The 13300-nt window shown below is 64.0% G+C and carries 9 protein-coding genes; 7 read left to right on the top strand and 2 right to left on the bottom strand.

What is annotated here, in order from left to right; all coding sequences use genetic code 11:
* The 7 genes from JX283_RS06145 to JX283_RS06115 form a co-directional block, all read left to right on the top strand.
* Positions 1-697: HAD family hydrolase (locus JX283_RS06145; RefSeq protein WP_204829788.1), on the top strand; the 697-nt coding region annotated here is incomplete at its 5' end.
* A 31-nt stretch (positions 698-728) separates the two neighbouring features.
* Complete coding sequence (locus JX283_RS06140; RefSeq protein WP_135978791.1) at positions 729-1130, top strand: phasin family protein; 402 nt, start codon at positions 729-731, stop codon at positions 1128-1130.
* 6 nt (positions 1131-1136) lie between these two features.
* Positions 1137-2858 carry an AarF/ABC1/UbiB kinase family protein gene (locus JX283_RS06135; protein WP_204829787.1) on the top strand — a complete coding sequence of 574 codons (1722 nt, stop codon included), beginning with the start codon at positions 1137-1139 and terminating at the stop codon, positions 2856-2858.
* A 111-nt stretch (positions 2859-2969) separates the two neighbouring features.
* Entirely contained in the window at positions 2970-3866 is an 897-nt protein-coding gene (locus JX283_RS06130) for an acyltransferase family protein (protein ID WP_204829786.1), read from the top strand.
* A gap of 75 nt (positions 3867-3941) precedes the next feature.
* Entirely contained in the window at positions 3942-5024 is a 1083-nt protein-coding gene (locus JX283_RS06125) for an acyltransferase (protein ID WP_204407521.1), read from the top strand.
* Between the two features lie 156 nt (positions 5025-5180).
* Positions 5181-7490, top strand: a complete 2310-nt coding sequence (locus JX283_RS06120) for a glycosyltransferase (protein WP_204829785.1) — start codon at positions 5181-5183, stop codon at positions 7488-7490.
* 18 nt (positions 7491-7508) lie between these two features.
* Positions 7509-8753, top strand: a complete 1245-nt coding sequence (locus tag JX283_RS06115) for a glycosyltransferase family 2 protein (RefSeq protein ID WP_204407314.1) — start codon at positions 7509-7511, stop codon at positions 8751-8753.
* Between the two features lie 98 nt (positions 8754-8851).
* Here the strand turns inward: JX283_RS06115 and JX283_RS06110 are convergent, their stop codons facing one another.
* Positions 8852-10081 (bottom strand): nucleotide sugar dehydrogenase, encoded by a 1230-nt coding sequence (locus JX283_RS06110; protein WP_239652502.1) that lies wholly within the window; start codon positions 10079-10081, stop codon positions 8852-8854.
* Entirely contained in the window at positions 10074-13124 is a 3051-nt protein-coding gene (locus tag JX283_RS06105) for a DUF4422 domain-containing protein (protein ID WP_204829784.1), read from the bottom strand. The genes JX283_RS06110 and JX283_RS06105 overlap by 8 nt, the downstream gene beginning before the upstream one ends.
* Positions 13125-13300 lie beyond the last annotated feature (176 nt).

Here is a 13300-nt window from a genome sequence, read left to right as displayed (position 1 = left end):
CTTCGCCCCCGACGCCGACCCCTCGGCCTTCTCCGCGGCCCCCGCCGTCTTCTTCGACTTCGACGGCACGCTCGCCAACACCATCGACTCCATCCGCGCCACGGGGCGCCGCGCCCTCATGGACTACGGCCTCACCGAGGAGGAGGTGGGCGACGTCAACCGTATCATCGGTCCGGCGTTTCCCGGCGCCTTCTCCGAGGTCTACGGCCTCACCGAGGAGGACGCCGCGTGGGTCACGGCCCGCTACCGCGAGCTCTACCGCGAGCAGGGCCCCGAGGCCTGCGCCCCCTACCCGGGCATCGTGGGGCTTTTGGACGCGCTTCGCGCCCAGGGGCGCACGGCGGCGGTGGTCACCTGCAAGCTGACGTCGCTCGCCTCGGCGGGGGCCGAGGCCCACGGCTACTTGGACCGCTTCGGGCTTGTGATGGGAAAGGCCGACGACACGCCCACGACCAAGGCCCGGCTTGTGGCCGCGGCCCTCGCCGAGCTCGGGCTTGCGCCCGATCAGGCCGTCATGGTGGGCGATCGCAAAAACGACATGGAGGGGGCCCGCGCCAACGGCGTCCTTGCCCTGGGCGTGGCCTACGGCGCCGGGACCGCCGACGAGCTCTGGGAGGCCGGCGCGCAGTGCGTCGTCGACTCTGTGGCCGCCCTATCCGACGTTTTGCTCGGGCGGGGGACGGGTAAGCTTCTTTAAACAGGTCTCACGACGGCATAAGGAGAGGACCATGGCAGACGATCGGAAGAACCCCATCGAGGGCCTGGGCGACATCGCCCACAACGTGTTCCTGGCGGGCGTCGGGGCAGCGGCCATCGTCGGCGAGAGGGCCGGCCAGGTGGTCGACGACCTCGTCAAGAAGGGCGAGCTCACCGTCCAGCAGGGCAAGGTGGTGAACGAGGAGCTCAGCCAGAAGGCGGCCGGCGTGGTCAACGAGACCACCGAGAACCTCATCAAGACCCACCTCAAGAACATGACGCCCGAGCAGCGCGCCGAGTTCGTGGCCAACGTGCGCTCCATGGCCGACGACATCGAGGCCAAGGCCCAGGAGGCCTCCGACGAGGCCGCGGCCGACGCCGACGACGCCGCCGAGGCAGTGGAGGCCGACGCCATCGAGGTCGACGAGGACTAAGGACCCATGGCGGAGGACTCGAGGAAGATCTCATTGGATGCCGAGCAGGTCGACGCCGACCTCTCGGCATCCGGCTCGCAGGAGGTCGTCATCGGCCTGTTCGGCGAGCGGGTGGTGGGCACCGGCGACCTGTCGGCCCGCGCGCGCCACCGCCGCCTGCGCGAGATCTTCGCCATCCTGCGCCGCTACGACATCCTCCGGGGCCTCACGCCCCAGAAGCTCGTGGCCATGCTGGAGGACCTGGGCCCCACCTTCGTGAAGGCCGGCCAGATCCTCTCCATGCGCTCCGAGATCCTCCCCGAGAGCTTCTGCCGCGAGCTCGAGAAGCTCCGCACCGACGTGGAGCCCATGGGCTACCAGACGGTGGTGGAGGTGCTCGAGCACGAGTACGGCCGCCCGGTGGGGGAGGTCTTCTCCCACGTCGACGAGACGCCCCTCGGAAGCGCCTCCATCGCCCAGGTGCACCGCGCCACGCTTCGCACTGGCGAGGACGTGGCCGTGAAGGTCCAGCGCCCCCGGGTGCNCGNGGTCATGGGCCAGGACATCGAGATCATGCGCACCGTGGTGCGCCATGTGGCGCCCTTCATGGGCGGGGACCNGTTCCTCGACCTCAAGGCCGTGGTGGGTGAGCTCTGGGACAGCTTCAACGAGGAGACCGACTTCCTCGTGGAGGCGCGCAACCTCCAGGAGTTCCGGGCCGNGAACGCCTCGGTCCGCTACGTTACGGCTCCCGCGCCCCACATGCGCCTGTGCACGGCCCACGTGCTCGTGATGGACTACGTGGCNGGCNCCANCATCTCCAAGCCCAAGGAGATCGAGGCCGAGGGCTACGACNTCGTGGAGATCGGCACCAAGCTCGTGGAGAACTACGCCAAGCAGGTGCTCGACGACGGCTTCTTCCACGCCGACCCGCACCCCGGCAACATCATGGTGGCCGACCNGAGGATCGTGTNCATCGACTGGGGCATGGCCGGGCACCTCTCCACCTACTACCGCGGCATCCTGCGCTCCATGCTCACGGCCGTGNNCGAGCACAGCTCGCCCAAGCTCAAGCAGGGGCTTCTGGAGCTCTCCGAGAACCGCGCGAGCGGGGCCGACATCGACCACGGTGCGCTCCTCGCCGAGCTCGACGCCATCGTGGACACCTACGGGTCCATGAGCCTCGAGGAACTCAACCTGGGGCAGTTCCTCTCGGACCTCATCCAGCTGGCACGCACCTACTCCATCGAGCTGCCGGGCGCCATGACCATGATCGCNCGCNGGCTCGTGACCCTCGAGGGNGTGGTGGACGAGTTCCTGCCCGGCGTCTCCATNATCGAGATCGTGGAGAACCACGTGCGCGACAGCCAGGACCTGCGCGCCATGGCCANGGNGGAGGCCGAGACGCTNGCGCTCGAGAGCCACAAGGCGCTCCACGGCACCCTCGAGGCGCTCTCCCAGGCAGGCCTCGTCACCGACATGCTCACCCGCGGCNAGCTCAAGCTCAACCTGGACTTCTCCGGGTCCCAGGACCCCATCGAGGACCTCTCGCACATCGCGGACCGCCTCACCCTCGGCATCATCATCGCGGGCCTCCTGGTGGGCAGCTCCATCATCTACTTCGCCGGTGCGAGCTTCACCGTCCTGGGCGTGCCGCTGCTGGGATTCCTCGGGTACGTGCTGGCCATCTCGCTGTCGGTCTACATGGTCCACGACATCCTCAAGCACGACCGCAAGCGCAAGCGGTAGGACACGGGGCGTACGTAAACGCTAGAGTCTATGCAGGCGGCACTCGCCGCCCGTTCCTGCACGCCGTGACCGAAGAGGGGGAGTGNGCCTGCCATNGCAAGACCGCGCCTCGTGTTCGTCTACGTGCTGAACATCCTCGCCGCCTTCGCCGACGTGGCCCTGCTTTACTACGTGGGCGGCTTCTACCTGTCCCGTTACGTCGCACGGCCCAACGGCGGCTTCCCGGTCCCGTGGCAGGCCTCGGTNGCCGTCTACGTGGTGGCCACCGCCGCCATGGCCGCCGTCTCGGCGGCGTCCAGCGGCTTCGTGGGCTTTGACGCAGTGCCGGGCTCCTACGACCCCTACTGGATCTCGATCGCGTCGCCCCTGTGCGTGGTCCAGGCGGCCGCCGTGTTCTATGCCGCCATGGCCCTCGAGCCCCGGCTTGCCGGGGTGGGGGAGCGGGGCCGGAGGGTCCTTGCCCGGGTGTCCGGCGCCTCCCTCGGCGTCTGCCTCGTCCAGATGCCCGTCATCAACTGGATCGGCCTGAGGCTCTTCCAGCCCGGCTTGGAGTGGTTCCAGAACACGGTGGTGCGCGGTTTCGTGGTGTTTGCCGCGTCGCTCGTGTCGTGTGGTGTGCGCTGTGGGCAGCCCTCAAGGGCCTCGTCGGTGGGCGTCTCTCGGCCGGGAGGCGATGATGGCTGCCCCCTTCGTCCCGGCTTTCCTTCTGGCGTTGGGGTGCCTGGTGGCCCCGGGCTTCCTCGTGTCTCTCTCGGGGCAGGCTGGCGCGCGTCGATGTGCCTGGGGCCGGGGCCGAGCCTCTTCCTTTATTTCGTGGTGAGCCTCGGGCTCGAGGCGGCGTCGGTCGACGGGCTTGCCCCCCCCCTGGCGGTGGGGGTGGCCGGGTCGGCCGCGGCGGTCAGTGCCGTTCTCATTGGACGAGGTGGCCAAATTGGTGGTAGGCATTTGACGAGAACTGGCTGGCCGCCTTTTCCTATAGCGATGGAGATGTTTCTCAATATGACGTGATTATGTTTGACGAGGTTGTGTGTTTTTCGATCTNGCTGTTATGTCGCCACCTTAGACGGCCCGAGAGGGGGTCCCTTGAATCAAGAGGAAATGCAGGGCACCACACAGGATTCTCCTGAAAATAAAAGGATTTTGTACTTCGACTTGCTGAATATTGCCGCATGCTTCTTTGTGGTAGTGCTCCATTTCAATGTTTCGTCCCATTGGTATTACGAAAGCCCAAAGTATCTGTTCAGCTTGTTCTGTGAGTGCGCCTTCTATTGGCCCGTCCCCATTTTTTTAATGCTGTCCGGGGCGACCCTCATGCGGTACAGGGAGCGCTACGACACTAAGACGTTCTTTAAAAAACGCCTGGCAAGGGTTCTCGTTCCGTTTCTCGCGTGGAGCCTCCTGCTCATCCCCCTGCAGGTGGAACTAGGCCTTATGGAGGCGCCCATAGGGCCGCGGTCGCTGGTCACTGCCATCTTTCAGACGAAGGTCATGCAGGTATACTGGTTCTTCATCCCCCTCTTCGCAATCTACCTCGCGATGCCCGTCCTGTCCTGCATGACGGACGACAAGTTCAGGCGTCCCTTGTGGTATGCGGTGATTGTCGGCTTCGTCACCTCGGCCGTTCTGCCGCCGCTGTGCGCGCTTTTTGGCATCGGGTACAACTCGAATCTGATTCCGCCTTTGTTCACGGGCTTTGGAATCTTTCCGGTCCTCGGGTATCTGACTTCGACTACAGACTTCTCGAAGCGTCAAAGGTATGTGATTTATGCTCTAGGAATCCTGTCGATCGTCATCAGGTTTTTCGTGATTTATCTTGGTAGAGGGGTAGCCGACGAAGGCAAGCCGGATTATGCTGTTCTTTGGTCTTACACGAGCTTTGCTGGTGTACTTCCGGGACTAGCGGTTTTCGTTGGGTTCAAGCATGTTCGCTGGAAGTTTTTTTTGAGAAACCCAAAGGCCTTAAAGATTGTCGCTACTGCGTCATCATGCAGTTTCGGAATCTATCTTATTCATATGATTCCTATCGAATTTTGCGAGCATTTTATCGCAGGAGTTAACTACACCGTACCTTGGATCTTGTTCGGCGCACCTGTCACGTATACGTTGTGTCTGTTAGTCGTCTGGGCGGTAAGGCACGCCCCCGTGCTCCGCAGACTATTCCCATAATCCCTCGCCCCTGAATCGCGGGCGATAGAGAACCCCTCTGCAGGTTATCTTTCGGGGTTCGGAGGCGTTCGAGAAGCGTGGGGGGGCGGGTATACTTTTTCTGCATGATCAAGTCGTTTCCGCCCTTGACGGGACCCGTCTCGCATCGGAGATTCTATGAAGCTGTCTATTGTTCCGCCCGTCTACAACATGGAGTCCTGCCTCCAAGCGGCCATCGACTCTATTCGTTATCAGACGTTCTCTGACTTCCAGGTGGTCTGTATCGACGATGGTTCCACCGACGCCTCGCCCGAGATCCTGCATCGGACGGCTCAGGAGGACTCGCGCTTCAAGGTGTACCGGTTCGACAACGCCGGCCCCGGCGAGTCGCGCAATCGTGGCATCGACTTGGCCCGTGGCGAGTACGTGCTCATGCTGGATAGCGACGATGTTTTCGAACCCACGCTGTTCGAGCGCTTGGTGGAGCGGGCAGAGATGACGGCTGCCGACATCGTGGTAGTGGGCTCTGACGAGTTCGATCATGAGACAGGAGAGCACGCGAGCGCCGACTACGCCATCAAGCAGGGCCAGATTCCCGACAAGCTCATCTTCTCCAGCCGCGATATGAGCGACTACATCTTCATGGCGTTCGTGGGCTGGCCCTGGGACAAGCTCTACCGGCGCTCCNTCCTGACGGACAATGGCCTACGGTTCCCGTCGCTTCCCAACAGCGAGGACCTCTACCTCGTATTCCTGANCNTCGTCATCGCCGANNGCATCACCGTTATTGACGATGTGCTCATCCATCATCGGATGAACCGTACCGGTTCTGTGTCCAACTCGCGGCTTACGTACCCTGAGNNCTTCNACCAGTCCATCGTCATGCTCAAGGACGCGCTCAAGACCTGGACTGACCGCTACGGTGAGCTCGAGTGGGGTTTCCTCAACTGGGCCTTGCACTTCACCCTGTGGAACATCGCCTCCCTCGACCCCGGCGCAGTGCGCGAGAACCTGGTCAACAAGCTCTTGTCCGGCGGGTACGGTGAGCTCGAGGTCTATGCCCACGGTCATGACTACTTCGCCTTCTGCCGAGACGCCGCCGACCTTGTGTCCCTCATCCGCAGCGACGACGAGGCGGCGAGGGACGCGGTGCGTGACGGGGAGCGGGCGCCCAGGCCCTCGCTGGGCATCGCGCGCCGGGGCGTCCGCAAGATTCGCAGGGGCGTCGACCGTGTGGTGAGCGGGACAGACATGGCCTCGTCCTCCCTCGTGCACGTCCCCACCAGGGGCACCCTTCTCGATCCCCTGTGCCCCACCAGGGGAGAGCAGGCCCCACGCCTCTCGTCCGACCTCGTCGCGGGCGTCGAGGAGGACCCTGCCGTCTCGGTCATCATGCCCTGCTACAACACCGAGCGGTTCCTCGCCCAAGCCATGGACAGCGTCCTCGCCCAGACCCTCACCAACATCGAGGTCGTCGCCGTCAACGACGGCTCGACCGACTCCACCCTGTCCATGCTCGAGGACTACGCCGCCAAGGACCCCCGCGTCAAGCTGANCACCGGGCCCAACGGCGGGTACGGCGTCGCCATGAACAAGGGTCTCGACGCGGCCACGGGACGCTATATCGCCATCTTGGAGCCCGACGACTGGTACGAGCCCGCCATGCTCCAAAAGCTCTACGCCGTCGCCATGATCTGGGACGCCGACGCCGTCAAGTCCGACTTCTTCCGGTTCACCACCGACGAGGAGGGCGTCGAGCACCCCGTGGTCAATACCACGGGCTTCAAGCCCGCTCAGTACAACCGGGTCCTGTGCCCGGCCGATGACTTCTCGCTGTTCTCCATGGTGATGATGAACTGGACCGGCATCTACCGCACCGATTTCATTCGCGAGCATGACATCAGGTTCCACGAGACCCCGGGCGCCTCGTTCCAGGATAACAGCTTCTGGTTCCAGGTCTTTTGCTGGGCAAAGCGGCTGGTAGTGGTCGACGAGCCGTTCTACCACTACCGCGTGGACAACTCCGCGTCCTCCATCAACCAGTCCAACAAGATCTACGTCATGCTTGACGAGTACGACTGGATTCGCGACTTCCTGCGCAAGAACCCCGAGCTGGAGGAGCACTTCGTCGGCATCTTCAACTACGTGCGCACCTTCAACCTCAACTTCGCGTTCTCCATTCTCGCCCCCGAGTTCCGGCTCGAGTTCGCCCGCCGCTACGCCGACACCTACCGGAAGGCCAGGGACCGGGGCGAGCTCGACCCGACCCTGTTCTGGCCCGACGAGTGGGCCCGGGTGGAGGCCATTATGGCCTCCCCGGAGGACTACGTCGAGGCCTACGGCAAGGAGCGCAAGGAAGAGGAGGCCCGCCAAGAGATCGAGGCCATGAGTCCTTGGGAGAAGGCCTTCTTCCACTTGGGCCGGGACGGATTCCCGGCGACCGCCCGCTGGGTCGCCGGCCGCCTCGTCTCTAAGATTTACCACTAAGCGAAAGGAGCGGTAGCCATGCCGTCCGTCTCTGTCATTATCCCTGCCTACAACGCGGCCAAGACCATAGAGAAGTGCCTGGGGAGCGTGCTCGGCCAGACCCTCGACGACTTGGAGGTCATCGTCGTAGACGACGGCTCTAGCGACGACACCCTCGAGGTCGCGGGCCGCATGGCCGACGGCGACGACCGGGTAAAGGTGCTTTCACAAGAGAACTCTCACGCCGGGGTGGCCCGCAACCGCGGCATGGCCCAGGCCACTGGCGACTACCTGTACTTCCTGGACGCCGACGATTGGATCGACACCGTTGCTCTTGAGGCCATGGTCGGCGCTGCCCGGGACGCCGGGGCCGACGTCGTGCTCTGCCACTCTCGTTCCGTTGACAATAACACTGGGGATAATGAGCCGATCGCTTTCGCGATTCGAGGTTTGGATTCCGATCGGATCTATCGGTTCGGCGATCTTGATGCAGACCTTTTCCAATGCTGTGTTGGCTGGCCGTGGGACAAGCTGTTCGACGCTGCGTTTGTCCGCGACAACGGGCTCGAGTTCCAGTCCCTGCGCACGAGTAACGATGCGCTGTTCGTTTTCTCGGCTATGGCGCTGGCCGGTTCGGTCTACGTGTTGGGGGGGACTTTGGTTAACCATCGGATTCATGACGCCTCGTCCCTTGAGAACACCCGCACTAAATCCTGGGATAACGCGTTTCTCGCCGCCGAGACCATCGAGAAGGAGTTCAAGGACAAGGGGATCTTCGAGCAGTACGAGCAGAGTTATCTCCAATGGCTCGTGCACTTCTCCCTCTGGAACTATTTCTCTCTCCCCGATGCCGACAAGCCCAAGATCCTCGAGCGCATCAAAGACGTCGTGGTGCCCCGGGTCTCCGCCCTCGATCTCGACAAGGTCGACGATACCGAGGTCAAGACCGCGGCAAAGGTCCTCGATCGTTTGGCTTCTGGCGCTGATCCGCTCGGTGCCGCCTTCTGGCTATGCCATGAGTACGCTCATGTCGTTGGCGAGGCTGCAGACTTTATGGCCCGCACCGGGGAGCTTGAGGGGGAGGTCGTTCGGCTTAGGCACAGCGTTGACGAGCTTCGGAGCACCAAGGACCGCGACCTCGAGGCGCTCCGCCAAGAGATGCTCGCCACGGTGCGCGAGCGAGAGAGCGAGCGCGACGCTTTTGTGAACTCGCTCTCGTTCAAGGTGGGCCGGGCCATCACCCAGGTTCCCCGCTCTGTGAGAGACCGACTGCAGGGCAAATAGCCAAAAAGCGCCGCACCCCTTGGGCAGCGCACGGGGGCCGCGTCCGGTTTCGGGCGCGGCCCCTTTTGTCGGCCTTCTCGTGACAGGGCGTCTTGGGATCAGTCCCTGTGGAACAGGTCCCGGGTGTAGACCTTGGCGGCGACGTCGTCTAGGTCCTCGTTCCACCGGTTGGCCACGATGACGGAGCACCGGTCCTTGAACTCGTCGAGGTCCTTGACCACTTCGACGTCTCCGTGGGTGCGCCCNNTCAATGCGGGCTCGTAGAGCACGACGTCTACACCGTCGGCCCTCAGGTGGTCGATGACGTCCTTGATGGAGCTTGCCCGGGAGTTGTCGGACCCCGACTTCATGGCGAGGCGGTAGATGCCCACGGGGCCCTCTTCGCGTCGCCAGAGCCGCTCGACCTCGTCGGCGACGAACCGCTTGCGCGTGGCGTTGGCGTTCACGATGGCGGCGATAATGTTTTGGGGCACGTCGCGGTAGTTTGCCAAAAGCTGTCGCGTGTCCTTGGGCAGGCAGTAGCCGCCGTAGCCGAACGAGGGGTTGTTGTAGAAGGACCCGATGCGGGGCTCAAGGCACACGCCCTCAACAATGGCGGCGGTGTCAAGGCCTTTCACGTCGGCGTAGGTGTCGAGCTCGTTGAAGTAGGCGACCCTCAGGGCGAGGTAGGTGTTGGAGAAGAGCTTGACCGCCTCGGCCTCGGTGGCTCCCATGACGAGGGTGGGCACGTCGGGTTTGAGGGAGCACGACGCCAGGAGCCCCACGAACGCCCGAGCGCCGGACCGCAGGCGCTCGGAGCCGGCCAGTCCCGTGGGGTAGCCCGCGATGATGCGTGAGGGATACAGGTTGTCCTCCAGTGCCCGGCCCTCCCGTAGGAACTCTGGGGAGAACACGAGGTTTGCCTCGGGTCGCGTCTCGGCGAGGGACTGGGTGTAGCCCACAGGGACCGTGGACTTGATCACGGCGTCGATACTGGGGTTGACCCTGTAGGCCAGGTTGAGGACCTCTTCCACGTGACTCGTATCGAAGAAGTCCTTCGCGGCGTCGTAGTCGGTGGGGGCCGCCACGATGAGGAGATCGGCGCCGGCGTAGGCGGCCGCCCCGTCGACGGTGGCGGTGAGGCGGAGGTCCTTGGTGGCGAGCCATTGCTCGATGAGCGGATCGCGCAGGGGGCTCCTGCCCTCTTGGATCGCCCGCACCTTCTCCTCCACCACGTCGACGACGGTCACGTCGTGGTGCTGNGNCAANAGCACTGCAAGGGAAAGGCCCACGTACCNGGCGCCCGCCACGGCGANGGACAGGCATCCCTTGTCCTGTGGCCTAGTCATCGTCTCCACCCTTCAGCTTGAGAACGAACTTGCCGGCCGCCTTGAGGTGCTCGCGTCGCCTTGTGCCGGGGGGTAGGATGGGGTCGACGACGCGTCGCACGATGCTGTTCTCGGGCACCACGTTGGAGTAGGAGACCCTCTTCTTGCTCTTGGCGCACGCCACCACGAGGTTGACAAAGNAAGGCGTNAGGCTCGCATNGTTCCAAAAGTGCATCCCTTGGTCNCATTTCACCGAGTTCCATGGCTTATCAACCCCAGCATAGTGAATCACTAACGGGTGTCTACGTGCCTCGAGGAACGCGTNGAAGACCGGGGCCGGGGCGAACGAGAAGATGCGCCCGATGCGCCCGTCGCAGTCGGTCATGACGTTCCACGCGTTGTCGAGGTAGGTCACGCGTCCCTCGCAGCAGCGGTTGAGGACGTCTTGGTCGTTGTAGATGAGCGTGGGGTCCGACGCTGCCTCGAGCCACTGGTCCATGGTCATGAAGGAGCGCATCTCGGCGGTGTTGAGCAGCAGCACGCCGGCCTGGAAGTAGTCGTAGGGGTCGCGCATCCCGAGGACGTCTCTGGCGTAGGCCATGCGCTTGCCGTCGGGCATGTTGAGGTTACCGAGGAAGTCGACGTCGCGGGCGGCGGCCAGCAGGTTGCCGGTGACGTCGGTGTGGTAGAGCTCGGCCACGTCCCCGGTGACCACGAGGTCGGAGTCCAGGTAGAGTACCTTGGTGTAGAAGGGCAGCAGCTCCTGGATGAGGAAGCGGTAGTAGGTCTCGTTGGAGATGTGCGCGTTGCTCGTGGTGAGGTCGTACTTCTCGACGATGTCGGCCACGTCGAGGAATCGCAAGTGCGCGTGGGGGTAGCGCGACACCATGGCCTGCATCTCGGCGCGGTTCGCGCCGGAGATGTCGCTTGTGAGCACGATAACGTCGTAGCGGTAGGCGGGGTCCGCGTTCTCGAGCATGGAGACGATGGTCGTCGAGACCATGGGAACGTAGTTGTCGTCCGCGGCAAAGACCACCGGGATGGTGGAGCGCACGGGCGTCTCCACGGGCAGGGGCGCGGGCTCGGGGCGGGGCTCCGGGTCCTGGAAGTGGACCACCTGGAGTTCCTCGGTCTTCCAGCCGCGACCCACGCGCTCGCCGTGCATCAGGTAGATGTTGAGCAGGCGCTCCGCCAGGTGGCCCGGGGTGCGCACGGCCTCCACGGAGTAGTGGGAGAAGTCGATGTTCTCGATGCAGCGGTCGAGGATGGGGAAGACCCACTCGGCGTACNNACGGAAGAGCTCGCCGCGCATGATGTACATGTTGCAGAAGCACGACGTGTGGCCGTTGAGGTAGGCCTCCACGTCCTCGGCGTAATCGGGGTGGAGCTCCTTGACGACCTCGCCGCACAGGATGAGGTCGTCGATGTGGAGCTTGGGCGCGTCGGCGTACTGCTCGGCCGGGGTCGTGTAGGCGCCCGGCATGGTGCGCAGATCCTGGATGGGGGCGGTGACCACGTCGTAGCCCTCGAGGGCACGGGCGATGGAGGCGTCGTGGAGGCCGAACTTCTTCTGGGCGGCCTCGTCGATGGCGCCGGCCATGACCTCGCCCCAGCCGTTCTCCTCGTAGCGGGTGTCAGAGAAGTTGAAGTAGCGGCGGTAGTGGCAGAAGCCCACGTACTCGGCGTCGGTCACGTGCTTCCACGCCCAGTACTGGGCGGTCATCTCGCAGAGCATCTTGTTGAGGGCGGAGTCGTTGTCGCCCTCGTCGTCGTGGAGCATGTTGGGCAGGTGGCCGCCGTTGACGGCACAGCCCACCTGGATCATCTGGAGGCTCTTTGCGTCGAAGCGGGTGAAGTCGCGGTGGGCCGAGACGAGGATGCGCACCTTTTGGGCTTCGTAGCCGGCGACGAGGTCGTCCTGGGCTCGCTCCGCCTCGCGCTTGCGGATGTCGGCCACGTGGCCGAGGGTCTGGGCGAGGACGGCGTCGAGGCGCCCCTGGGCGTCCTCGGTGGCCCGGGCCGTGTCGCTGAGCTCGACGCCCAGGTCGAAGGTGGAGCGCGTCGCGTCGTCGTCCGTGAGGGAGAGGTCCTCGTCCCAGTCGCGGTACACGCCGTCGCGGGCCAGGCGCAAAAGGTTGCAGGCCACCTCGTTGGGACCGAGCACCTCGGCCATCCGGTAGGCGGCGCGCACGCGGTCTTCGGGGGCGATGCGGGTGGACCAGTCGTTGGTGACGATCTCGAGGAGCTTCACCCGTGCCCCGTCGGCGGCGCGCACGAGACGCCCGTCGTCGGAGGCGGCGACGTAGTCGGCGGCGGCCTCGAAGCAGCGCCGGCACTGCTCCGCCTCGCGCACGTAGGCGTCCACGGTCAGGCGGTCGTAGTTGATGATGCCGCGGCCGAGGTTGTAGACGTAGCCCAGGATGTCGTTGCGCGTGCCCTCCTGCTCGATGTGGGAGCAGATCACAAGATACTCGTAGGCGTCCTCGGCTCGCTCGAGTCGCTCGGAGGTCATGGCGTTGAACGCGGCCTTGAGGGCGGCTGTGGCATAGGCATGGTTGGTTACCCGCCAGTCGCGCCTGTAGCCCCCGTCCTCGAAGAAGACCTGCTTGAGAAGCTCGTCGCGGTCCAGGGTCCCCTCCCCGGCGTTGTTGAAGCGCTGGAACGCCTCGGCGGCCGCGTCGGAGGTGGACCCGGCGGCACGGGCGACCAGGCCGAAGTGCAGCGAGTCCACGGGGTCGGCCGAGAGCGCCTCGTCGAGCTTGGCCAGGCAGTCGGGCTCGAGGGAGTCGTCGCTGTCGAGGAACAGGGTGTAGTCTCCCGAGACGTCCTCCATGCCGGTACGGCGGGCCAGGTGAACACCCTCGTTGCGGTTCTTGTGAATCACGCGTACACGTCCGTCTTCGGCGGCAAAGCGATCGGCGACAAAACCGGTGCCATCGGAACTGGCGTCATCGATGACTAAGGCTTCCCAATCGCCCAATGTCTGGTTGGCAAGACTTTCAAGACATTCCTCGATATAAGACTCTTTGTTGTATGTGGGTACAACAACGGAAAACCTAGGCATGATGCTCCTCTGGGGTTGGAGGACGAGTATTTCTATTTTCCTCAAACAACGTAGTTGCGGCAGGGTTTGCGGCTAACCTTCATAGCTGTGCAGGCTTAACAGCGGACGCGCCTGTGCAAACATCGGATGAATCCGTAGGCGTAGTAAGTAGTTTTTTGTGATGTGGACTTCTGGGG

The sequence above is a fragment of the Olsenella sp. CU969 genome, from assembly GCF_905219715.1.
Lineage (GTDB): Bacteria > Actinomycetota > Coriobacteriia > Coriobacteriales > Atopobiaceae > Granulimonas > Granulimonas faecalis.
This window is presented reverse-complemented; position numbering and strand designations above follow the sequence as displayed.

Coding starts and splice junctions, on each gene's coding strand:
- JX283_RS06140 (WP_135978791.1), top strand. CDS start 729: ATGGCAGACGATCGGAAGAACCCCATCGAGGGCCTGGGCGACATCGCC.
- JX283_RS06115 (WP_204407314.1), top strand. CDS start 7,509: ATGCCGTCCGTCTCTGTCATTATCCCTGCCTACAACGCGGCCAAGACC.